This is a genomic window from Candidatus Woesearchaeota archaeon, from assembly GCA_016187565.1.
Taxonomy (GTDB): Archaea; Nanobdellota; Nanobdellia; order Woesearchaeales; family JACPJR01; genus JACPJR01.
Map to the genome: position 1 here is coordinate 1 of JACPJR010000015.1, position 25425 is coordinate 25425.

16 protein-coding genes, 1 tRNA gene and 1 other RNA gene are annotated in these 25425 nt (G+C 41.6%); 10 read left to right on the plus strand and 8 right to left on the minus strand.

The features are described from left to right. Positions 1-182 precede the first annotated feature (182 nt). An RNA gene (gene ffs / locus HYW21_04965) (signal recognition particle sRNA) lies at positions 183-457 on the plus strand. Positions 458-494: 37 nt separating this feature from the next. Here ffs and HYW21_04970 read toward each other — a convergent pair. Next, positions 495-1199, minus strand: coding sequence for a helix-turn-helix domain-containing protein (locus tag HYW21_04970; GenBank protein ID MBI2548675.1), 705 nt, complete (start codon positions 1197-1199; stop codon positions 495-497). A gap of 120 nt (positions 1200-1319) precedes the next feature. On the opposite strand from HYW21_04970, the gene HYW21_04975 reads away from it, so the two are divergent. Together HYW21_04975 and HYW21_04980 are read left to right on the plus strand one after the other, a co-directional pair. Next, positions 1320-2078 (plus strand): hypothetical protein, encoded by a 759-nt coding sequence (locus HYW21_04975; GenBank protein ID MBI2548676.1) that lies wholly within the window; start codon positions 1320-1322, stop codon positions 2076-2078. Between the two features lie 76 nt (positions 2079-2154). Next, a complete protein-coding gene (locus HYW21_04980) occupies positions 2155-3660 on the plus strand; it encodes a tryptophanase (GenBank protein MBI2548677.1) in 1506 nt (501 codons plus the stop codon). 18 nt (positions 3661-3678) lie between these two features. Here the strand turns inward: HYW21_04980 and HYW21_04985 are convergent, their stop codons facing one another. Both HYW21_04985 and HYW21_04990 read right to left on the minus strand, forming a co-directional pair. Beyond that, positions 3679-5352: a phenylalanine--tRNA ligase subunit beta gene (locus HYW21_04985; GenBank protein ID MBI2548678.1), complete on the minus strand. Its 1674-nt coding sequence runs from the start codon at positions 5350-5352 to the stop codon at positions 3679-3681. A 67-nt stretch (positions 5353-5419) separates the two neighbouring features. Then, on the minus strand, positions 5420-7015 hold the full coding sequence (locus HYW21_04990; protein ID MBI2548679.1) for a phenylalanine--tRNA ligase subunit alpha: 1596 nt from the start codon (positions 7013-7015) through the stop codon (positions 5420-5422). Between the two features lie 160 nt (positions 7016-7175). Here HYW21_04990 and HYW21_04995 point away from each other — a divergent pair, with 160 nt between their 5' ends. Beyond that, positions 7176-8495: an HAD-IB family phosphatase gene (locus HYW21_04995; GenBank protein ID MBI2548680.1), complete on the plus strand. Its 1320-nt coding sequence runs from the start codon at positions 7176-7178 to the stop codon at positions 8493-8495. A gap of 24 nt (positions 8496-8519) precedes the next feature. Here HYW21_04995 and HYW21_05000 read toward each other — a convergent pair whose 3' ends face one another. From HYW21_05000 to leuS, 3 genes are all read right to left on the minus strand, one after another. After that, positions 8520-8855: a type II toxin-antitoxin system PemK/MazF family toxin gene (locus HYW21_05000; GenBank protein MBI2548681.1), complete on the minus strand. Its 336-nt coding sequence runs from the start codon at positions 8853-8855 to the stop codon at positions 8520-8522. Positions 8856-8857: 2 nt separating this feature from the next. After that, complete coding sequence (locus HYW21_05005) at positions 8858-9115, minus strand: AbrB/MazE/SpoVT family DNA-binding domain-containing protein (GenBank protein ID MBI2548682.1); 258 nt, start codon at positions 9113-9115, stop codon at positions 8858-8860. Between the two features lie 82 nt (positions 9116-9197). Next, a complete protein-coding gene (gene leuS, locus HYW21_05010) occupies positions 9198-12095 on the minus strand; it encodes a leucine--tRNA ligase (GenBank protein MBI2548683.1) in 2898 nt (965 codons plus the stop codon). Positions 12096-12481: 386 nt separating this feature from the next. On the opposite strand from leuS, the gene HYW21_05015 reads away from it, so the two are divergent. From HYW21_05015 to HYW21_05040, 6 genes are all read left to right on the plus strand, one after another. Continuing rightward, entirely contained in the window at positions 12482-14059 is a 1578-nt protein-coding gene (locus tag HYW21_05015) for a hypothetical protein (GenBank protein MBI2548684.1), read from the plus strand. A gap of 87 nt (positions 14060-14146) precedes the next feature. Continuing rightward, positions 14147-20074: a PKD domain-containing protein gene (locus tag HYW21_05020; protein MBI2548685.1), complete on the plus strand. Its 5928-nt coding sequence runs from the start codon at positions 14147-14149 to the stop codon at positions 20072-20074. A gap of 174 nt (positions 20075-20248) precedes the next feature. Beyond that, the gene (locus HYW21_05025) at positions 20249-21556 is read left to right on the plus strand and encodes a hypothetical protein (protein ID MBI2548686.1); all 1308 of its coding nucleotides are present in this window, start codon (positions 20249-20251) and stop codon (positions 21554-21556) included. A gap of 118 nt (positions 21557-21674) precedes the next feature. Then, entirely contained in the window at positions 21675-24098 is a 2424-nt protein-coding gene (locus HYW21_05030) for a hypothetical protein (GenBank protein ID MBI2548687.1), read from the plus strand. 204 nt (positions 24099-24302) lie between these two features. Beyond that, a complete protein-coding gene (locus HYW21_05035) occupies positions 24303-24548 on the plus strand; it encodes a DUF2683 family protein (GenBank protein ID MBI2548688.1) in 246 nt (81 codons plus the stop codon). Further along, positions 24541-24813 (plus strand): addiction module toxin RelE, encoded by a 273-nt coding sequence (locus HYW21_05040; protein ID MBI2548689.1) that lies wholly within the window; start codon positions 24541-24543, stop codon positions 24811-24813. Before HYW21_05035 ends, HYW21_05040 begins: the two co-directional genes overlap by 8 nt. Before the next feature lie 51 nt (positions 24814-24864). On the opposite strand, the gene HYW21_05045 is transcribed toward HYW21_05040, so the two are convergent. Both HYW21_05045 and HYW21_05050 read right to left on the minus strand, forming a co-directional pair. Next, positions 24865-25155 (minus strand): hypothetical protein, encoded by a 291-nt coding sequence (locus HYW21_05045; GenBank protein MBI2548690.1) that lies wholly within the window; start codon positions 25153-25155, stop codon positions 24865-24867. A gap of 66 nt (positions 25156-25221) precedes the next feature. After that, a tRNA-Trp gene (locus HYW21_05050) sits at positions 25222-25397 on the minus strand. Positions 25398-25425: the final 28 nt, after the last annotated feature.

Consider the following 25425-nt stretch of genomic DNA (forward strand, 5'->3'; position numbering starts at 1 on the left):
CCTGTTGGAAAGTCACAAAAAACAACGTCATAAAATCACAATACTTCCCAACAATCGACGACATGCAAGAAGCATTAGAAAACTTCTGGCAAGAACACAATTTTATGCAAAACTTCATGCGTTACTTATGTCGCTAACTAAAAATCGGAAACATTTAAAAGAAGAGAAACTTTCCTTAAGTGGGGTAAGCTAGACCGGTGCGCTAGCCCTGCACTGTTACCATCAACGGGCTCTACGATGGGGTCGAAGCCTTAGATGAGGCTATAGCAAGCTATACTAGTCTTGATTGTGCCGATGAAATTCTGTCCCTTAGGATTGGTTCTTTTGGGAACCGGGTCAGACCTTGACGGGAGCAGCCCTCACCACTTGGACTGGTGCTTAAGGGGAAGCGGAATGAAGAATCAGTCAGGAACAACTAGCGTGGTCTTCTGTTGTCCAGTCTGAGGTGTGCTTACCTCTTTCTCTCTCTCGTATCTTTCCTCCAACATTTCGGTTTAGAGTATTTTCCACATCAATTCGAACTGGTTTTTATAGGCTTGTGCAGCATCCATGTTTTTGATGAGAACAACAACTGGAGGGTCAATAAACCACATAAAAAGAGCGACTTTATCACCATAGATCAGCGTCGTAGCAGGACCTGCGTATTGTCGGGGAATTGCCTTAAATGTGGAATATGGCGAAGGTAATATTTTTTCTCCTTCAGGATAAAACTGCCGAGCAGAGATCCTTAACCGTTTTCGTGCTTGCAGATATCGCCGGGTAAATTCAGGTAATAATTGATACGCTCGATCAGTTGCTCCAAACCCCACAAAATCTTTTTTCTCTTTCAGGATATCGCTGAAAACAGTCTTAATTCCTTCTTTTCCTTCGTAGACTTCAATAACCGGCTTTGGTTTATAGGATTTATAGATCCCATTGAGGTACGGTAAGGTTTCTTCGAGGATTTTTTCTTTTTCATCGATCAGGTCCTTTAATTTTTCAGGTGGTGCTACTCGATAGACGGTTTTATTGTTTTTGATAACATAATTGACTAATCCTTTTTTTATGAGGCTTTTTAGCGAATCATAAACATTTGTCCGGTCTTCTTTTGTCTGTTCAGCGATCTCTCCTGCCTTTGCTTCTTCTAACTTAAGGAGTGCGAGGTATGCCTGTGCTTCCCGTTTGGTGAGTCCTAATACGATTAATTGGTCAGTGTCCATTCTCTCCTCAGTCTACTAAGATATACGTTGTAGATACAGTCCTGCGGTATATAAATGTGTGTTTATTTGTGTATCTTTATACAACATAAGCTTATCAATAAGGTAGAATACCTCTGCATCATGACAACGCTCGAGGACTATGTCCATGCATTACGGCTTGCAACAACTATCTCCACTACCTTACGAGCAACAAGATTTTCACGAAACGAACCAACTCATTCTTTGCAGATAGAAGCAAGGATACGAGAGGCCATTCTTGAGCATCACCCTATCAGGTTTTTAGGACTTTGGGGAGGTTCTAAGGAAGGTGTGTATGGGGATCATTATGAGATGCAGAGTCTTGAATTCATTAGCCAGATCAAAGCAGAAGTCGTGCGCTATTCTCCTGCAACCTTTTCTTTGCTCTTCGGTGATATGCATCATGTTTTGGTGAATGGGAGTAGTTATGCAGAAACTGAAGAGTATTATACTCAGCTCGTACCATTAGTTCATCAACAAGGGTTGGACATGGTAAAACTCAGCGATTGGTATGGGAATAGAGACATAGATTGCTACACACATAGGTGTGCAAGGATACAGGCCAGCAGGGTTATAGCAAACCAAGAAGCACTCCGGCGTCTGAAAAGAGCTGCGCAACGTCATTCACGTTTGCTTCAGACAAACCAAAACGACTTTACTGCTGAGGAAATAGCACGGATTTACGTAGAGGTTGAGATCTATTTCTTGCAACGAATTGCTGAAGAACACAAGAGTCTATTTTTTTCTCTGAGTGATCCAGTAATCCAGTGTCCAATCGCAGAGGCAGCACAGATTCCTATGTTTTACTTTCATGCTGCTGGCAAAGGACACCATGACTGTCCATGGTATAGCAAAGTTTGATTTACGTGTACTTTACCATTACTGAAAGCTTTTGCAAGAAAGAAAGTTTTTTAAGTAGTAAAAAACTTCCTTATTCATGCATCTTTCCTCTCTTCTTCACCAGTTTACGCCAGAAGTATTGATAACAAAATCAAGGCCTTATGTCAATCATTCAGTTGCATTCAAAAAACCCTTTACAGCCCAAGAGCGAGCAGCAATGCTGGATGCTGTTGGCCTGAATGTCTTTTATTTTCCAGCAGAGATGATTACTGGTTGTGATCTCCTTTCTGATTCTGGTACAACAACCATGACCAATGAACAGTGGGCATCCCTCCATCTCGGAGATGAAGCATATGGATCAAATAAAGGGTATTTTGTGCTGAGGGAACAGATACAGAAGGTTTTCGGCGATGTATTTTTTTCCTTACCCCAAGAAGGAAAGCCAAATGCCTTCCTCTTCCATCAGGCAAGGTCTGCAGAATCCGCCTTATTCTCGCAACTAGCGGCGCTTGGGAGGAAACTTGGTAAGTCGTTCATCATTCCGAGTAATGGTCATTTTGATACCACACGCGCAAATATAGAGATAAATCAGCTTACGGCACTTGATTTTTTTTCCCAAACCTTAAAAGATGGCAATGCAGACGACCATTTTAAGGGGAATATGGATAGTGAACGTTTACGTGCCCTGTTGCAAGAAAAGCGTGATGAGGTTCCGCTGATTTATATCACGGTTACGAATAACACTGGTGGTGGGCAGCCTGTTTCTATGCAGAACATCCATGAAATTGCAAGCATTGCCCATGCTGCAGCTATCCCTTTCTTCCTCGATGCCTGTCGTTTTGCAGAGAATGCGTGGTTTATCCAGCGGTATGAAGAGGGATATCACGAAACGTCCATTGCTGCCATTGTTCGTGAGATGTTTTCCTGTGTTGATGGATTCACGATCAGTTTCAAAAAAGATGGATTGGTTAACATGGGCGGAGGCTTATTTTTGCGATCGGATGGATTATTCGTCAAAAAATATCCTCAACTTCCTGACGCTCTGATGAATGAACAGATAACGAAAGAAGGGCATCCAACCTATGGGGGTATGTCGGGCAGGGATATTATGGCCTTGGCCACTGGCTTACAAATAGTCTTACATGAAGAGTACTTGACGTACCGTATTCAACAGGTACATGAGCTTGGAACTATGATGCTCCAGCAGGGCATTCCTGTCCTCACTCCTTTTGGTGGTCATGCAGTCTACCTTGATATGAACAGATTCTTTGTAGGTACCTCTCCACAGCCAGATGAATTTAGAGGAATAGGATTTACTGCTCTTTTGTTAGCTGCGTATGGCCATCGTGCCTGTGAGCTCGGCCATTTTGCGTTTGGTGTTTATGACCCTGTCGCAGGAAAAGAGACCATTCCTGAAGTAAACTTTGTCCGCTTTGCTGTTCCTCGCTTGCGGTATGAACATCAAGACCTTCAAGCTGTTGCTGAATCTGTTCATTGTTTATATCAGGCAAGAGACAAGATTCCAGGTGTTGTTGTTACCTATGGTAAAGATCTTCCGCTACGCCATTTTAAGGCACGTTTTCGCTTCAAAGAGAACCATTAATTTTCTGAGCTCTCAAATTCAGTCCTCTTTTTCGTAGAGCAATGTATAAAGCTCAGTGAGGTTTATCTCAACACTGGCAACAGGTACAGGAATGCTCCAGTTTTCAAGAACAAGCGGATGGATCTCTCCGATATATGCTATTTTTTTACTCTGTTTTTCTTTCATGACCTTAACACGTCCAACACGTCCTGGAATGAAACTTGGATGATCTTCTGGTTCAATTTCATACGTGAGATCAAGGGTGTGCATCAGTGCATTCAAGATCTGTTTGATTTCAGTGAAATCTGCTTTGGCATGACAGGTCGTCATACATAATCGCGTTACTTCTTTTATCCCCGTCTCGGTATGCTTGTCCTTAAGGAACACCGTACCTATATCAAAAATCTTTTGTGGGTAATCATTATGAAGGTTTTGGTTGAGCACGTGGAGACTATTCGGCAGCAACCACGATCTCAACACATTATACTCTTCTGTTGTTGCATTTGCTAGCGGAACAACATCCATTGCCATATTCATCTTTTTGCATTGCTGTTCTTCACTGGTTATATGGTAGGTTTTTATTTCAATACAACCAAATCCTATGAGAAGGTTCGCAATCATACTGGTACATCGCTCACTATGCGCTTCTTTTCCAATAGTTGCAACTTTAGGAATTTCCTCGTTGAGATTCTCATAGCCATAGGCAATAGCAATATCTTCGACCAGATCCATATGATGGAGGATATCATCACGATAAGCAGGAACAAGAACATGACCATGAGTATCATAGCCAAATCCCATACGGGCGAGGAGTGTTTTGATGTCGTTTTCTTTTAAGGAAATACCAAGAAACTTATTAACCTCGGCAACCTCGACGCTGACTTTTCGAGCTGATAACTCCGGAGTGTGAAATTTCTCTGTTCCCTGATTGATCTGCATGGCATAAATTTTTCCACCCATATCTGCCAATGCAGTTACTAAGATGTTCAACGCTACCTTCAGTGTCTTCAGATCAGTCCCTGTTGCTTCAATAAAGACATCGTTGGTCTGTTCAGTTATTTTTCCTACATCATGGGAATTGATGATGGGTGGCATGGACATGATGACTCCTGAAGCGTCAATAAAGAGAGGAAATTTCGGCCAGTCACGACATAAGTGGGCATATTCTCTTCCTGTTGGGTGCTTCTCAAGAATTTCTCTTCCCGAAATAACCCGTGGATATTCAAGTGGTCGGTAGCGTATTTTCTCGGGGACTTCTGAGGTAAAGGTTATGGGCAGGGTAATCTTGTCAAGGGGGTATAATCCTAAACCACCTTTTTTCCTTCTTCTCAGCAACGTTACCCCAAGCTTTTCCTGAAGTTGAATTACCTGCCTTATTTTTTCATCATCAAAGGAAAGTCCTTTCACCATAGCAGTGACAACATAAGGCCAATAGGGAAGTGGAGTTGTATTGGTTGTTGAAAAGCCTGATTTTTCGACAGTATATTCCTTTAATCCAGGTTTTGTTCCAACAAATGCAGCAAGTGCACGGCCAAATCCCTGTTCAGACAGTAAATCCGGACGATTGGGAAAAACCTCAACAATAACTTCAGTATCGTTTACTTCTTCAAGATCTGTACCGAGCATACTGATACGGTCTTTGAGCTCATCCTCAGAAAGTTTCTTTCCGATGAGTTTTTCGAGGTATTTTCTGTTGAGGGTTACGGTTGGCATTGTTGAGTTATTTTTTTAGTTATTTTAGTGCACTATTTAAGTTATTTTCTATGTTCTTACCGAGCGTTTATTTCGTCCATGCTCTTAGTTCACGCAATTGCTTGAGGTCATTCTTATAGATCTCTCGCAAGTCAGTAATTTTATAGTAATCAACAAGGATACGCTCAAGCCCAAGTCCCCAGGCAAGCACAGGAACAAATTTTCCCAAAAGCGGTGTTACTACCTCTGGTCTAAAAATCCCAGCACCGCCAAGCTCGATCCATTTTTTTTTACTTGGATCATACACATCAACCTCGGCAGATGGTTCGGTATAAGGAAAGTATGCAGGCCGTATCCGTGCATCAGTAAATCCCATTTTTTTGAAAAATTCTTTCAGGTAGCCGATGAGATTCCTGAAATTGGCGTCAGGATCAACCACAATTCCCTCTACTTGAGTAAATTCAAAGAGATGGGTTGCATCAAGTGTTTCATTTCGGAATACTCTGCCAACAGCAAAAAATTTTGCTGGTAGCTCTGCCTCTTTGAGCTGGGCAATAGTCCGGACACTTAAGCAGGTTGTGTGTGTTCTCAATACATTTTTTTTTGCTTCTTCCTTGTTCCAGGTATACTGCCATCCGGTACTTCCTGTTTTCCATCCATCTTCATGCGTCTTTTGAACATGGAGCGTTAGCTGCGGACGTGCATGAACAGGTTGTCCTGTTGTTGGTGTTCGTGTTGGGGACTCTTCAGGAAGCTTTCCATGACTTGGATCTTGAATAAAATAGGTGTCCTGTAATTCTCGAACTGGATGGTCTTGGGCGGTGAATAAGGCATCAAAATTCCAAAATGAGGTCTGGACCAGAGGACCCTCCATCTCAACAAATCCCATATCCAACCAAATTCTTTTGACATAGGCGCTTGCCTCAGGAACAAGATGACGACGTCCAAAGGGTATATGAGCAACCTTAGCTTTCAGATCATATCTCCGAAATTCTTTTTTTCTCCATGATCCTTCACGTAAAATCTGAGGTGTTACTCGTTCCATGCTATCACTTGAGCCAAGGCCATGAGTAAGGATGGCTTTACCAAGGGTTGTTAATGTTATGGATTTTTCTTTTTCTTCTTCGACGCTTACGATTTCTTTTCTTTTTCTGAGTTCATCTAATGCAAAGCGTTCCTCTGGCTTTAAGTCATCAAGTGCTCTGGGAAAAGATGCACTCAAAAATTGCTCTTCTAAACTTTTTGATTCCAAGAATCGTAGTCCTGGTTCCAAGAGCTTGACAAAAAGATCCTTTCCCTCTCGTTTGAGCTCAATGGCCGATTTTTTCCGTAAAATGCCGAGGCAGATATCTTTCTCCTGTTCTTTGACCCCAGCTTCTCTCAGCACGTCACTCATCGATTTCCATTGTGGTGTTACTGCCTGCAGAAACCTGCGCTCAGGCAACCCCTGTTCACGATAAAGTGCGCCATTTCTCTGGAGCTTTACGACCTCTTTCTTTGTCTCTGATGTTTCAATAATCTCTTTATTCTGAAGCCATTGCAGGGCTCTCATAACCTCGACTTCTTGTAGTCCAGTCTTATTGATCAGATTAAGGAAATTTTCATAGCGAGAAAGATGAGGAAGGACTTTCCTTTCTAAAGGATGAAGGCTTGCAATACATTTGATTAATTCCTGTGTGTGCATTGGATACCAAAATTACATTGACTATAAAAAGATTACTTCAATTCAGTTGATTAGATGGTGAAATCGTTTTACGCTACAATTTCACAACAATTATATATTACCAAAAATTACCTATCATTAATAATCTTCTTAGATATTTTTGTCGGATAGGGGTGGTACTATGCACAAGAAAGAAATGCTCAGAAAACAGATGGTTAGTTGTATCATTCCTGCGTACAATGAAGAGGTCACGATAAGAAAGGTTTTGGAGAATGTCAAAAAGGTAAGTACTATTGACGAGATTATTGTTGTTGACGATGGGTCACATGATCGTACTATCAAAGAGGCTTCACTTCCTGGTATAACAATAGTACGCCATAGCGTCAATCGAGGAAAGGGGGCTGCAATTAAAACAGGATTAGAATATGCGAAAGGAGATATTATCCTCTTTTTAGACGCTGATCTGTACAATATTTCACCACATAAAATTGCGTCGATTGTCCGCCCTATTCGAGAGAACAATGCTGATTTTGTGAAGGCATCATTTATACGAGCCAGAGGAAGGGTTACTGAACTGGTTGTCAAGCCACTCTTCAAAGTGATCCTTCCGTTTCTTACCTTCCACCAGCCGCTCAGTGGACAGTTCGCTATTCGAAAACAATTAATTCGGAATATTCAAATAAACGATCAATGGGGAGTTGATATTCAAATTCTATTGCAGATGGTCAAAAAAGGAGTAAGGATTGCTGAAGTTGATATCGGCGAATTAATTCACAAAAAACAACCTATTGAAAACTTAACGATTATGTCAGAACAGGTCATTAAAACCATTCTTTCAGAATTAGGAATCATTGCCAATAAGCACAAATTAATTATTTTTGATTTTGATAAAACACTCATTCAGGAATCAAGTATTGAATTACTCGCTCAGCACTTTCAATTTGAGAAGCAACTCGAAAAACTTCGGAAGCTCCGTCGTATGCATCGTATTAAGGATTTTCAGCTTTCTCTGTTACTGGCGCAATTCCTTGTCGGCAAACAAAGGAAAGATCTTAGAGTAGTTGCGGAACAATTAACCTTGGCTAAGAATCTTCGAAAAGTCATTCAGCAATTGAAAAGACGACAGTATAACGTAGGTATTGTTTCTCTTGCATTCTCGCCCATTGTCGATGTTATTGCTCAGCGAATTGGTGTTCCCAAACAGAATATTATCTGCCCAATCTTAGTTGCTGATCCAAATGGGAAATATACCGGAGAAGTACTTGCAACAACAAAGCATAATGCCATGTGCTGTGATAAGATTATCTGTAAGGCAGAGGCAGCAAAAGAACTCATGCGGAGAATGAATGTACAGCGTGAAGAGTGTGTTGCTGTTGGCGATGGCCAATCTGACGAATGTTTATTCAACGCATGCGGATTTTCAATTGCTTATCAACCAGTGATACCTATAGGGGATATTACTATTATGAATCTCGCAGAGATATTAGTCAATGTAGAGTAAAGACAAGATTGGTATTGGCTTATCTCAAAGTATTCTTATGATCTCTTGTTTAATTTTTTCAAATGTTATCAGATTAAGAACTCCAATTTTCATAGTGATTAAATTTTTTTCAACAGCGAAAATCTTATCTACTCTTATTCTGCTTGGCTTCAGAAGTCTTCCTGAACTCAAATCTTGTTGATCTATCTCTATGGAGTAAGGTTCGTCTTTTATGACGGTTGTTAACGGTACCATAATGCAATCAGCAGACTTCTTATTAAACGCGTCATTTGAAACAATAACAGCGGGTCTTACTTTTTTTCCTGTTAAATCTGAGAAAGGATAAGGTAATAAAACAATCTCTTTCTGTTTTACTTCCATTTTTACCTCTTCAAGTACTCATTCCAAATATCATCACTTTTATTGGCCCAAACTTCTTTTAAGGATTTCTCGCTAAACTTTAAAATGTCCTTAAAATCTTCTTGTAATCTTTGCTCTGTTCGTTCTGCCTTTTCAATAACGATTTTATTATTCAGTTGTATAATGATCAACTCATCTCCTCGTTCAATTCCTAGCGTCTCTCTTATTGATTGTGGAATGGCAATTTGTCCTTTTTCTGATACCTTTATTGTTTTCATCATTTTGCTGACCTCATGATTAGTAAGAATTTCCTTACATTTAAATCTTTCGGTGATCTATTCTTGTTTTATCTCCCCAAAAATACTACATAAGAATAACCGCAACCTTACCTGGCATGGCTTGCTTTGCCTTGGGATTCGTACTCTCTTCTTCTTTTACTAAAGTAATCTTACAGGAAAACTCTTTGGTAAGCTCAGGAAGCGCTTGCTGAAGTCCCTGTATCTCTTCTTTTCTGTTCAACACTACTTTAGGAATTTTGCTTGTGTCTTTGAGAAGTTTTGGCACGAGCATTGCGATATTTTTCCCGTGGAGCTTAAGTCCGGGCTGCTGCATCAATCGTTTGATAATTTCACCAGGATTAAAGGTACTTTCCATCTGTTTCTTGAGTTCCTTGATGAAAGCATATTTCCATTCTTCAGCAATAACCAGCGTAATCTCTTTTGGTTGTTCAATGGTAGAAAGTTTTTGGATATGGCGAATATCCGCAATCAATGCTTCTATTGTTTCAGCAATGGCTTCAGATTCTGTATCAACCAGGTTCTGACTAAATGAAGGCCATGGTTGGAGGGATACAAAGTCATCATGCTTGCTATTTCCTGCTAATTCCCACAATTCTTCGGCAAGATGGGGCACGAGTGGCATGAGGGAAATGATCCATTTTTTAGTGACGTGTTTGTTGACAACCTTGAGTTCTTTCTCTGATACCCGTTTTTGCATTTTTTTGTAGAGGTTCGGAAGGTGATAGATAACAATGGTTGCATAATCGCGGAGTTTCATCTGCTCCAGTTCTCGTGATGCTTGATAAAGAAGGGATTCAAACTGCGAGAGAAATGCCTTTGCAAAGGGTGAGGAAACTGTTCCATCTTGTTGTTGGAGGATGGATTCCTCGAGGAGTAAGGAAAGATTGATCAATGTTTTCTTAACGGTGTTGGCATCATCACTCTTAAAATCAAACGTCCCTTCTAAATTTGCTGCGGTTGCAATATAGGCTCTGAAGGCATCTGCGCCATACTTCTCATTGACCTCTAATAAACTAATCACATTCCCCTTTGATTTACTCATCTTCTGACCTTCGCTGATGATAAATCCGTGAAGGGAAATCTTCTTTGGCCAGTTTTTTTTTGGGAATAATCCTGCATGGGCAAAGATAAAAAAAGAGAGATGATTCGAGAGGTGAGCAAGATAGGTATGTCGATGATCATTGGGATACCAGTACTCAAAACTTTCCCGTAGTTCCTGGAGCACTTTCGTACTTATCTTTGTCTCCTTACTCACTGCCTTGATATCGCCTTCGTTGAGATAAACATAATCAAAAAAGCTTAAACTCATTTGCTCAGGTTTGACACCATGCTTTGCAATAATATTTTTGATGGTGTAAAAGGACATATAGATTGTTGAATCTGAAAGTGATTCAATGATCCAGTCTTTGGCAAAAGGTAATGGCGTTCCAATGCCTCTCCGTCGTGCAGCTGGTCTCTTGTCCAGCCAGGCAAAGGTATCTTCAAAGAGCTTTCGTGCAGACTCAGGGAGGAGTTCCATTTCATCCAAGCACGATTGTGCCTTCTCTTTCCAGCCTTTGGCATTGAAGTCAAGGAACCATTGATCGTGCAGCACAGAAACAATGACCTTTTCACCGCATCTACAGTAGGCTTCTCTCGAAACTTCATAGAACATAACCGCATCATTACTTTCGGTGAGCTTTTTTTTAAGGTAGACTTGTGCTTCAGGAATCCGCATTCCGAAACAGGAACCACAATTGGCTTTCATAATTCCTTTTCGAAATACCCGCTTGTTCAGTTCATCCTTTGCCAGTTTTATCTTTTCCTTGTCATTATAAGAAATGACGCCCATTTCCTTTCCAATCTCAGCCCCGAGGTTTTCGCTCATACCGGGAATCTGTATTATCGATATTGGCTTGAGCTTGCCAACAACCTCTTCATCGAGATGATACTTTCGGATGAGATCCATGTTGTCATGGATTTTTGCAAGTTCAAAAAGGTCAACAGGATCTTCGAGTGCAGAATAGACTATCCCTGATCCTACATTCTCGTCGATGAATTGTGCCGGGACAATGTAAAGATCATAATCAACTAACGGTCCTCGTGCCCATTTTCCCATGAGCTCTGTTGCTTTTACCTCGCCGATAATATTTGGCTTTACATATTGTTGTTCGATTTTTTTAACCGCTGCATGACCAACAACCCATTTTTCCTTATTGACCTGAACGATAACGTACGTAGCATCAGGATCAATCCATAAGTGAGTCTGCCCATACAGGGCATCAGGTCGTGTTGTTCCTGCCATTAAGACAAGGTCAGAATTTTTGAGGCGAAACTTTACCCAGAGGAAGTCCTGTTTTGCTACAGGATTGGTATCAGCATCCTGAATATCATCCTCGCCTACCGCATTTTCATCGTGCGGGCAGTAGAGTACCGGATAGGATCCCCTGATAAGGTAATCATTGTCTTTATACTTATTGAACTGCCAGGTAATGAACTGCTGGTAATCAGCATCTCCGGTCGTAAACCTTCGTGTCCAATCAACGCTCAAGCCAAGACTATTGTACTCGTCCATCATCTTTGGAATGAAGAATTTGACAATGTTCCACGGGTCTTTGAAGGATTCCACCACTTCATTGACTTCTTCTTCGTCAGAAACATATCTTTTCACGTATGATTTATAGAGTTCGATCTTTTTTTGGTCACCCTTTGCAATGGCAGCAGAAATACCAAGAACAGGAGTTCCGGTGATGTGAAAGGCAAGGGGATAAAGAACATTCAGACCCTTCATCCGCTGATACCTCACATAGATATCACTTTCCGTAACTGCCCGTCCATGACCAATGTGGAGACTTCCTGAAATATACGGATAGGGCGTTGTGAAAAAGAATTTTGGCTGGGCATGGTTTACCAGTGGTTCAAAGATTTTTGCCTCACGCCAGCGATTCTGCCATTTTTCCTGAGTCTGCATAAGATTTATCATGTCAAATAACATCTCCCCTCACTTTCGCTACGGTTAGGGTTTGATTTCCAAGATATGTTTCGTTTTCATTTGTTTGCTGGGTTAATACCCTGCCCCTTGGGGCGACGTCCTTGTTTAATGTCTGCCGTTCCCAGCAAACATTAAAAATACCCCACCGCTTGCGGTGATTGGGATTTTTATTTTCCCTTACTTTTCTTGTTCATGTTTCAGAATCTTCGAGGTTTATATAAAGGTTTTGACATAAACCAAAACCTTTATATAGGAGTTGCTACTCCGCAATGGTACTCTTTGGGGGAATGTATGGTAGATAGTTGGTCTGTAGCTAGTAATTATGATGGTTATATCGACTCAATAAAGCTTAATAAATACTGATGTAGGTGACCCATATGAATGAAGAAAGCAGTTCTTTGACTTCCCTCGTAAATAATAACGGATATTCTCCTTTGCAGGCAAGGGCAGGAAGACGAGCAACATGGCTCACCGCAGGAGCTGCTGCACTCGCATCCTTAGCAGGAAGTGTGCTGCCATCAAGCGCAGAAGAAGCAAAAAAACCCGAGCCAGTTTCTTACTACAGTGGTGGTAACCGTCTTGAACTTCATTCTCCAAACGTTGTTTTTGATATGAATGGCAATGGAAATACTACCGATGATCCTGTTTTCAATCGCTATGCTCTTGTCCAGACTCCTGGAACACCTACGGAAAAAGCAGGAATTTCGACAACCTATGCAAGTGCATTTAACACCTATGGTGTAAGGAATTTTAAAACTCTCGAAGAGTTTCTCCGTGCAAATCTTGCCTTTGAGCGTGGACATCCTGAAGTTATGGGTAACCTTGCGCTTGCCTTTGAACCCTCTGCTGGTGATACCTCAACAGTATTTCTCAACTCTTTTTATAACCCAGAAGATCCAATGACTGGTAGTGGTACGGTTACAAATCCAGCTACTTACAAAAGTATTAATGATCTTGTTGAAGGAGGAAGGCTCGTCGATGTTCTTACTGCTGATCCAAAGTCATTCGGTGAACCTAACTGGGATTATGTTGCAGGAAATCATCCAAATCGAGCATTCCATATTCTTCGTTACCGTGTAGGTTCGGATGGAGAAAAGCTTCCCTTTAATTCCGACGAAGGAACGCCAGTCTATCATCTTCTCGTACAGCCTGAAGCAAAGGGAGATAGACCAGCACACACTGTTCTTATGAATCCTGCGCATATGCGAAGAGAACCTGAACCTGTTCAACCAGATACGGTTACGGTTACTAACACAGACACCCTTACCGTTGATCGCTATATTTTGCCTACTGATCGTGATTTCCTTGTTGGAGGTTATGGACGTAGTAATCCAACAACCTATGGGATTCAGGGTGGACTTGCCTGGGAACGCATGAACGTTGAAAATCCAAGCGCTGCTCACCCAGACACCAGCAGAACAACGCTTTATGTCCTTGGATTCTTGGGCGTGGGAAATGGATCCAATCGCGAAGAACAAACGGTACGAATGCTTGACACTCCTGAAATGATAAGTGATTACCGCCAAAAAGGAAATGTTGATCTCTCAACGAGAGAAGCAGGAGTAAGGGTTGGCCTGGGTAATAAAGGCTTGATTGGACTCGAAGGCTCATTGCTTCATCAAAATATTGATGGAATTGTTGATCCATGGTGGGAGCATAGCACTCCTGACGGATCATTTACTGATGTTGAATATGAGCCAACAGTTGATGTTCATAGTAGCCGTTTTGGATGGCGGGCTGGAGCAGATATTGCGCTTCAGTTGTTCCCTGATAGAGTAATGGTTGGTTTGAATGCTGGCTATAGCCGCATTCCTGACGTCAATGTAAATCATGATAAATATACGGTACAAGGTACGAGCGGCATTTATGTAGGAGGAAGTCTTGTGGTCAATATTGACAATCTTGTAGGGGGCAAACGAAACGTAGAAGTATCCTCAGGAAGTCCAGGACGATAAACCTCTCTACGAAGCTCTCTCTCAATGACGGAGAGTATAACTTACTGCTCACAAAGTACTACAAAAAATAAACAAAGAAATAAAACAATGGCAAAAAACAAACAGGGGGTTTCCACTATGGCTCAGGGTACGCATTCTCTCCATACGCTATTCACTTTTGGCAGTCGTGTAATGCTTTTTTGTATGATCATCCTTTCCTTAGCAATGAGTGCTGAGGCAATTACCACAACAGGATATTGGGATGTAGCAGGAAAACCCCAATCATTAGATGTTGATTTTGGAGAAGATGCTCGTTTTTATTACAATGTCTGTAGTGTCAAAGGCCAATTTGAATATCGTGTCAGGTTCCTCTATGAAGATGATGTGTTAAAAGAAATACTGGTACCTGAGCAGAATTATGTAGGCAGTTGTAAATCAGACTTTGTTACGATAACTGATGATACCTATCAAGATGAAGAAGAAGACTTTATTGTTGAAATCTGGGGAGATGACGGTGCTAAAAGTACCAAAAAATTGTATTTAACGGTTAATGATAACCGACTTCCTAACGAGCCTCCTGAACTGGACAGGTCATTACCTGATGTCAGCTTTAATGAAGATGAACGCCTTACTGACGAATTTGATCTTGATGATTACTTTTCTGATGAAGATCCTTTAAGCTACAGCGCTAGGGGGAACACTCATGTCAAAGTTTCTATTGACGGAGGAAATAAAGTAGACTTCTGGGCAGACCCCAACTGGTCTGGATCAGAGGATGTTACCTTTACGGCAAGTGACGGTGAGTTAAGTGTCTCAGATACTATAAGAGTAACGGTTCTCCCAGTCAATGATCCTCCTTTCCTCACGCAACCGATCACCGATGTCAGCTTTAATGAAGATCAACAGGTTAATGATCAATTTGATCTTGACAATCATTTTGATGATATAGATAGTGCTGTTCTCTCTTACTCAGTTGAAAATACCAATCATGTCCATGTTTTAATTGATGCAGATAATAACGTAAGCTTCTCGGCGGATGCAGATTGGTCTGGCTCAGAGGACATTACCTTTAGAGCAAGTGATGGCCAGTACAGTGTCTCAGATACTATGAAAGTAACGGTTCGTCCAGTAAATGATCCTCCGGTAAAAACCAGATCATTACCTGACGTAACCTTTAACGAAGATGAACGGGTTAATGACGTGTTTGACTTAGATGACTATTTCAGAGATACTGATAGCACATTACACTACTATGCTGAAGATACCATCTATGTCCATCTCCTGATTGATGCACAGAATAAAGTAGATTTCTGGGCAGATGCCAATTGGAATGGCAACGAAAAGGTTGTCTTTGTTGCTTATGATGAATACTCTGAAGTGAGTGACGAAATTCTCGTGACTGTTCGTCCAGTGAATGATCCTCCTCTTAAACCAAGTAATCCTGATCCCTTTGTTGGTGAAACAAATGTCATTATTAATCATGATTTGAGTTGGCAAAGTGGTGACATTGATGGAGATACTATAACGTATGACATTTACTTTGGTACAACTCCTTATCCACCAAAGGTACGAAGCAATCATCCAAGCAAGAGTTATGATCCTGGAACAATGTTGTATGAAACGCAATACTATTGGAAGATTGTTGCTCGTGACAGTAACTCTGCTGAAACTGCTGGAGATCTCTGGTACTTCACCACAGAGGAACAGGTTATTACTAATCAACCTCCGGTAGTTACTGACATTGGTGGTTATACTAATCCTGATAGCGGGTTGATTAACTTCACTGCTCAAGCAGCAGATCCAGATCTTGGCGATCGTGTTGAACAGGTCGAGTTCCAGGTGAAGGTCGATGAAGGGCTTTCCATGATGAAGATCGGTCAGGGAGATTGGGTAACGAAGTGTGTTGATACTCGAGAACCATGGAACTGTGCATGGGACAGTACCCAAGAGGTACCGACAAAGACTGAAGTCGAAGTACGAGCTCGAGCCTACGACGGAGAACTCTGGGGAAATTACAGAACAGAGGGACCTTTTACGGTTGATAATGACCGTGAAGCACCAGTTATTACCTTAATCACTCCTCAAAACAATGCGCGGGTTTCAGGCGTAGACGTTGACTTTACCTATAAAGCAGAGGATACAATAAATGCTCTTTCGAGTTGTACTTTATATGTTGATGGTAGTAGTAAAGGCAGGCATAGCAATCCTCAAGAAAGTACGCCATTGACCTTTTCAGATGTTGATCTCGTCGATGGAACACATCAGTGGTGGGTCAATTGTACTGATACTGCACCTAATCCTAATGAAGGTAAGAGTCAGGTATGGAACTTGTACGTTAACCACAGTTTAAGCGATAGAAGCCCTCCTGTTGTTCAATTACTTTCGCCTCCGAATAATGAAATAGTTGAGGGTGTTGATGTTCAGTTTATGTATAATGTCACCGATCTTGATTCAGGTATTGCCTCATGTAATCTTTACTTGAATGGCGTGCTTGATCAAACTGACAGCAGCATCAGAGAAGCCATTCCCCAAACCTTTGTCAAGAGATACTTAGCTGACGGAACGTACAAATGGAATGTTTCCTGTACTGACGATTCTCTTAATAGGAATGTTGGATATAGTACTACGTGGACGCTCCATGTCGATCATTCCTTGGGAAACCTACCTCCGGTAGTTACAGACATCGGTGGTTATACTGATCCTGATAGCGGGTTGATTAACTTCACTGCTCAAGCAGCAGATCCAGATCTTGGCGATCGTGTTGAACAGGTCGAATTCCAGGTGAAGGTCGATGATGGGTTTTCCATGATGAAGATCGGTCAGGGAGATTGGGTAACGAAGTGTGTTGATACGCGAGAACCATGGAACTGTGCATGGGACAGTACCCAAGAGGTACCGACAAAGGCTGAAGTCGAGGTACGAGCTCGAGCCTACGACGGAGAACTCTGGGGAAATTACAGAACAGAGGGACCTTTTACGGTTGATAATGACCGTGAAGCACCAGTTATTACCTTGATTACTCCTCAAAACAATGCACGGGTTTCAGGCGTAGACGTTGACTTTACGTATGAAGCAGAAGATACAATAAATGCTCTTTCCAGTTGTACTTTGTATGTTGATGGTACCAGTAAAGGCACGCACCGCAATCCTCAAGAAAGTACGCCATTGACCTTTTCAGATGTTGATCTTGTTGATGGAACTCATCAATGGTGGGTCAATTGTACTGATACTGCACCTAATCCTAATGAGGGCAAGAGCGAGGTATGGAACTTGTACGTTAACCACAGCTTAGGAGATCATAATGCTCCTGTTGTTCAGTTACTTGCGCCTCCAAATAATAAGATGGTTGAGGGAGTGAATGTCAGATTTGTCTACAATGTCACCGATCTTGATTCAGGTATTGCCTCATGTAATCTTTACTTGAATGGCGTGCTTGACCAAACTGACACAAGCATTACTGAAAACCTTCCACAGACCTTTGTCAAGGGATACTTAGCTGATGGAACCTACAAATGGAATGTTTCCTGTACTGACGATTCCCTTCGTCGTAATGTTGGCTACAGTGAAACAAGAACGCTTCATGTTAACCATTCCTTAGAAAACCATGCCCCTGTTGTTACTGATATTGCAAATTATACTGATCCTGACAGTGGCTTTATCAATTTCAGCATTGAAGCTTATGACCCCGATCTGTGGGATCATGTCGAGCAGGTAAAATTAGACATCTATTTTAATGGTAGTTATCACAATGAAATCTGTGTTGATACAGTTGAGCCATGGAATTGTGAGTGGAATAGCACTGAAGATATTCCTACGAAAGACGAACGCGTTAAGTTACGTGCATGGGCATTTGATGGAGAGCTCTGGAGTGAGCCGTACAAGGAATACTGGATTACCATTGATAATGATTTCCAAGCACCTCTTATCACGTTAATTGCTCCTGAAAACAATGCCGAACTTACTAATACATCCGTGGATTTTACGTACAGTGTCTTTGATGAGATCAGTAACATCAGTTCCTGTTCTCTTGTCGTTGACAATAGTGTGACACGAACAACCGTAAACCCACCTGAGCAGACAGCCTTAACCTTTGCTGATGTTGCATTAACTCCAGGAACACATACCTGGTATGTTAACTGTACTGATGGGTCTTTTAATGTAAACACGGGAAAGAGTGAGGTTCGATCGTTAACCATGAGTGGTGTCAGTGGAAACCTACCTCCGGTTGCTTCCTTTATGTACGATCCAGCACAGCCATTTGTTGATGATCTGGTGACCTTTAATGGATCCTTAAGTAGCGATCCTGACAATGATACCTTAACCTACAGTTGGGACTTTACCAATGATGGTATTGAGGATGCCAACACCGTGGTTGCTACCTATACGTTTAGAACTGCTGGTATTTATCCGGTTGCGCTTACGGTTTCAGACGGAGCATTGTCTGACATTGAACGTCAGGATGTTGTTGTCTCGGATAAAGAACCCGGCCAATTGAATATCACCGAACTTTCGTGCTTTGAACGGGTGGTTGTTAACCATAATCAGAGCTGTAGCGTCTTTGTTGAAGCAGAGGGAGTTCCTACGGGCAATGCACAGGTTAGCCTCTTTTATAATGATGGGACTTTTATTGACTCTTGTCAAACGAACAATATTAGTGGCGCATGTGCAGTACTTTATCCGGTAACTGAAGAGGGAAACTATACGGTTTATGCAGAGGCATCAAAAGTAGGATATCTACCAGATAAGGATACAGAACCTGACTTTACCTATCGGGTCTTTGCAGAACGATACGATATCCAGAATCTTGCTACGTATAATGATACTGCCTTTACCCAGTATGATGATGACTTTTTTAGAGGACAAAATCTCTATACGAAATTCCGGATCTATGACCTTGTCGAAGAACAGTATGTCAGTGATGCCGTTAGTAGCTCTACCTTAGTAAGCAATGACGGGGGCGGAAGAGCTGATCTATCTGTCTATCAAACCTTGAATGACACCTGGTATTACTACACCTTACTCATTCCCCTGACGCACGATTTCATTGGTGATAGTAATGTCTTTGCCTTTACCTTTAATGACCTTAACCAGAGTGGTGGTCAAGAACAAACGCCACTGTTTATCAGAAATAATCCTCCGTTGATTACACCGCCGGTTGGACCAATAACCACTGATCTTGAAGAGGCTGTCACCATAGATCTCACACAGCATGAGTTTGACCTTGAGGATAGTGGGAATGACTTGAGTTGGGACGTGGAAGGTGTTAATGAAACCATTGCATCCGTACATATTAATGAGCAAAAGGTGTTAACCATTACTCCACGGGCAGTTGGTGTGGATTCCTTTACGCTCATGTTACGAGACCTTGATGGCGATGCTGCTAGTGAGGAAATCTTCCTTACTATTGGAGAACCAAACCCAACCTTTGATCCTATTGCAATTCCCGGTGGGCCTTATGTCGCCACGGCGGGAGCAACTCTTGTTGTTGATGGAAGTAAGAGTTATGATCCTGATGGTGGTAACATTACCCGCTATGATTGGAACTGGGGTGACAGTAGTTCCCATTCGGGAAGCGCTACCCCAAGCCACGTCTATAAAGAAGAAGGAACGTATACCATAACACTCAGGGTTTGGGATGATGAGGACGAGCAAGGGATTGCGACAACCAAGGTTGTTGTCAATGCAGGGGATACGGTAAGCGATCGTGATAAATATCCGCAACGAAAGTTACATATCAGTGAAGTTCGCATCTTGCCAGAGGTTACAAAGCCCGGAAGTGAGGTTGTTGTCCTGGTTACGGTAAAAAATGACGGCCTTCGTGATGAAGATTCCATCAAAATCGAAGCCGTTATGCCTGAATGGGGTGAATGGCAGTCACGAATACAAGAAGATGTCGATGACGGGGACTCTATCACCGAGCGTTTTGTATTTACGGTTCCACCGTCACAACGAAGAGGGACATACACCCTGCGAGTAGCTGTTGTCACTGAAGATTTAGTGAAGCGTGTTCTCTACCGCGATATTATCGTGCATTGAGGCTGCAAAAATCTCTTCAGAGGGCTCTCTCTAACGTATATATACTTCACTACCGCAAAGTTTAAATATAAGTTATTGTTACACGATAACAACACCATGTAACTACGTTTCAGGAGATAACAAAAACATATTCAACCTTAACCGAGCAAAAGAGTCGGGTACGGGGGTACAACCATGAAAATAAACAGTCTATTTGGATTATTGACGCTTTTGATGGCAAGCCTTTTTGTGTTACCAATGGTAGCAGCATTGCCAGTGACTATTACTGAAGTTGAAGTTGACGATACCGAACTTGTTACCAACCAAATCAATGTACTTGATGTTGAACGAACTCAAGAGCTTGATGTAAAGGTCGTCTTTGAATCCACAGCAGACCTTTCTGATGTTCAGGTTGAGGCAAATTTACGAGGATATGATCATAATGATCTTATCGAGGATATTACCGATGTTTTTGATGTAAAAGCTAATGTAACCTATTCAAAAACCCTTAATCTTAAGCTTCCAGTAAGAATGGAACAGGATAGATATACCTTACGAATCTATATCACTGACCGTTCTGGACAGGCAACTGTTGAGGAGAGTTATCAGCTTGAAGTTGACACTCCACGCCATTTTGTTGAGATTAAGGAAGTTATGCTAAGCCCAGAAAATGAGGTTATGGCAGGACGATCGTTGCTCGTTACCGTCCGCGTTGAGAACTTTGGTGAAACCGACGAGGAAGGAATCAGGATTAAGGCGTCTATTCCAGAATTAGGTGTTTCTGCGACTGATTATATTGATGAAATTGAGGCTGAAGACAGTACGACTTCAGAAGAATTATACCTCAGAATCCCTGCATGTGCTGAAGAAGGCGATTATGACGTTCTTGTCGATGTGACCTATGACGATGGTGACGAGAAAGTATACAGTGAGCAGTCTATTGGCGTTGTAGCTGACGAAGACCTCTGTGCAGGAGAATCTCCTGAAGATGAAGAGGACGAGGAAGAACAACCGGGAAGAACCATTGTCAGTGTTCCCGAACGACAACAGGTAGAACAGGGGAAAGGGGTTGTCTATCCTATTGTTATTACGAACACTGGAAATAACGCAGAAACGTATGCGTTGACGGTTAGTGGTGTTGAGTCCTTTGGAACCTATTCCTTAGACCCAAGCAATGTAGTTGTTGTCCAAGGTGGTGCAACTGAATCTGTTTACCTGTACCTTACGGCAAACGACGATGCAACTATCGGAGATCATGTCTTTAATGTAAAGATCGCTTATGATGATGCTTCCGAAACTGTTGGTTTGACTGCAACGGTTCTTGCAGGCGCACCGGTTGCAACTGATGGTAACTGGGAGAAGATTAAGCGAGGCCTTGAAATTGCATTGATCATCCTTGTTGTCCTCCTTGTGATCATTGGTTTGATCATTGGCTTTAACAAGCTCCGTGGAGAAGACGAAGACGAGGAAGAACGAGAGGGGTCAGAAAAAACCTACTATTAGGTTTTTTAGTGTCGCCCTTTAGTTTTATCTGTCTATTTTCTTTTTTTACCTATTCTTCTCCCACCGGGATGGAGGGAGAAAGCAGCGGAAATCAGTGTCCTATTCAGGGTGTTCCACCATGAACAAACGAGCAGTGATGTGGGGTATTACCCTGATGGTGTTCTTTGCATTCTTTTTTCCTTTCGTTGTTGCAGAGGAAACGACAACAGACAACTTCACGATTATTACCTACAGTACCAATGAGGACTTTAGCGTAACCTCATCACCAAAGATTTTCTCTGCTTGTTCTTGTACAACACTCAAAGACCTTGTTGTCCTTACGAATACCGGCAATGTTAAAAGTACCTATACGATAAGCTATACCGGCTCTGCTGCAACATGGGCAGTACCAGCACAACCTTCGATTGCTCTTGCTCCGGGAGAACAGACAACCGTTATCACCTATATTACTGTTCCTTGTAAGGTTAGCGGAACTTTTTCCTTAGATACCCTTGTGCAAACAACTACCGAAAAACAAAAGATACTTTCCCAGACCATTGTTGTACAAAACTGTCTCAATCTTCAGTTGACGAGTCCTGCATTTTCCTCTGCAAATTGCCCTTGTCAGCCAACGCGTTATAATCTGACTATTACTAATACCGGAAGCTTTCGTGAATATTACTCCTTTAGCGTTGATCAGTATGCTGCTTTTACGACACTAAGCCATAGTGCGTTTTGGCTTGACCCAGGAGCATCTAAGGATATGTATGTTTACCTTACCTTTCCCTGCGAATCCTTCGGCATAACCAATGTCAGTTTCATCACTCAAACAAAAAAAAGTGGGTTAGAGGTACGAACACCTTTAAGCCTAGCCGTACTTCCCTGTTATAACTACAGTGCGTGGGCTCCGCTGAATTCTACGCTTTGCGAGCTGACCAATGAGTTAATGCCAATACGCTTTTTTAATGATGCTTCCTTCACGAACACGTATGAGTTAACGCTCGATGGCCCTGATTGGGTTACGTTAAGCAATGCATCACTTTCAGTTCAGGGAAACAGATCAGAGAATACAACCCTTATGCTTGCCCCTCCACTGGGATCGCATGGAAATTACACTGCCATGTTGACTAGCCTCAGTACCTTAGGGGCATGGAAGCTTGAGAAGGAGATTCCTCTTACGGTTGCCTCATGTTATCTCCCTGCGCTTGATGTTAGTAAAGACGTTGATAAGCGTTGTTGTGGTTCTGCTACGTACGATGTTCTTGTCAGTAATGAGGGAAGTTTACCCGCAACAATCAACCTTACTGTTGTTGGCCAACCCGAATGGGCTATACTTTCTTCTGACGTCGTGGACTTAGAACCAGGAAGTGAGCAGCTTGTTACGCTATCGGTTAATCCACCATGTACAGAAACACAAACCCTTACTCTTACAATCCTTGCTACTATTGTAGGACATGAAGAGTTAAGCGCTCTTGAAGAACTGTCCTTAGAGATTCTCTCTGATAATGATTGTTATCGGCTTAATCTTACGAAAACTTCACCGATTGCCATTCCCTATGAACCTAGTGAGCATATCCTTACTGTTTATCATACCGGAGGACATGGAGCAGTCTATCAACTCTCTCTAGAGCCTGAATGGATGACGCTTGAACCTACGGCCATTACGCTTAATCCAGGAGAAGCAGCTGATGTTCTTGTTTCCTTTTATCCAAACGAGAATGCTAGCTCAGAGGATTATGAAGCAACCCTTCTCGCGACTACAACCGTTGAAGACGAGGAGCTGTACTATTCTTTTACTCTCCCTGTGGTTTTAGAAAAGAGTTCATCACTTGCAGACTTTTTTGTCAATTATTGGTTTATCCTCCTTCTCCTGTTTATCCTTTTATTATTTATCATTGCACTTATTTTCCTTTTCAGTAAACGACGAAAAAAGACAGATGAAGAAGTGACCGCTGTGCAAAAGCAAAAAGGTAAGCAAAATCCCTGGAGAATTCCTCGAATAGTTGCTTTGGGGTTACTTATACTTGTCTTCCTGTTTATCGTTCTGATGAGTATGGGAAGTTATTATATCATGGATCATGAATACATCATGAACCAAAGTCAGTCAGCGTTTGCTCTTCAATCGTGGCCAGTGAACACGGTCAGGGTAATTGCCTTACATGAACATTTTGATGATCCTGATAATGATCCATTGACTTATACCAGCACAACACCAGTGTACGTAACGGTAAGCATTGATAACCGTTTAGGACTTGCAACCCTTACTCCTCCTTTAAATTGGTCAGGAACAGATCAGGTGATGTTTATTGCTCATGATCAGCAGAACGCTACTGAAAGTCCGCTTATTTCCTTAGAGGTTTATCCTACTAATCAGACAACAAGCACATTTAATGTCGTTATGTCTAAGGTAAACCAACGGTTTGGTACTCATGTGTTGGGACTCTTACTCTTCTTATTTTTCCTTGTTCTGGCTTTTCGTTGCCTTGAGATTGCCTGGCAAGAAAAGCAGGACAATACCAAGCTTATTGTTAAAAAACCTCTCAAAAAGAGAAGCAAACGATAAGCGTGGAAATGAGCATATTTCTATTCTGAGACTGCAAACATTCGGCTTTCGGCTACAAAAGATTTAAATAATAGTCCATAATAATCTATTATACATTATTATAAATCATAACATATCATTATTAGGAGAACACCCTATAACCAGTTTATAATCAATTATTTAATTTATAACCATAAACAAAAATCTAAAGCAGAGGAATACAAAATGGTACAAGCAATAGTCAATCTTGGCGAGCATCAAGATCGGCTTTTAACCATTGTTAAAGGAAAGTTTGGCCTTAAGAATAAGTCTGATGCTGTTAATTTCATCATCAGTAAGTATGAAGAAGAACTTCTTGAACCAGAGCTTCGACCTGAATATGCAACTAAAATAATGAATCTGGATAAAAAAGGTAAGTTCAGTAATTATAGCGACTTATCTGCTCTGCGAGATGAAATAGACCATGCGTGAATTCTCGATAGAAGAAGGCTTAAAGAAGAAAATGATCAAAACTTCCAAAAAAGATAAGGTGATGTACGAAGCACTGATGAGCAAGATGGATGAGATTTTGACCTGCGATGATGTTAACCATTATAAAAACCTGAAAAAACCACTACAGGATTTCAAGCGAGTTCATATCAAGGGCCCTTTTGTTTTACTTTTCAAATATATCCCTTCCGACGACAGAATAATTTTTTATGATCTTGATCATCATGATGTCGTCTATAGCGTTTAGTTCTGACTTCTCATTTTACCTTTGTTCTGTACGTTTTTGATAATGCCAGACTCAATAAACTACTCCTACAGGAAAGAAATAAGCTAATAACACAAATGATACAAGAGCAGCACTTAGTGAAACGATGATAATCAGATAGAGCGGTAATGTTATCCTCTCTGTTTTCTTTAGTAAGAATAACACGCCAAAAAACACTAATCCAATGAGTGTGGCCATAACAACATGTGGTAGTAAGAATCGTAATTCTGTTCTAAACAGCGTGTAATATTCTCCTGATGGACCAAAACATCCTCCTTTGGTTGCGGGATCAGGACAACCTTGGTTTCTTTCAAGAAAGCTCATGGTGATAGAAAAAGAAGCAACCCTATAAAAACATTTTCATAGCTTTAAGAGATGCTGGGGAATAAATGGGGACGCTGGGATTTGAACCCAGATCAGATGGTATCTTCCTCAGAGCTGATGTCTGACATACCATAGTGTTGTAATCATCGGCATTTTGCCTCATCGCTCCATGACTGGAGCCACCTATTCTAGCCAGATTGTACCCATATTAGCTTCGGCTAAATGGCTTATACTACGTCCCCTGTAGAGTAAAGAAAACATGGGCTTATT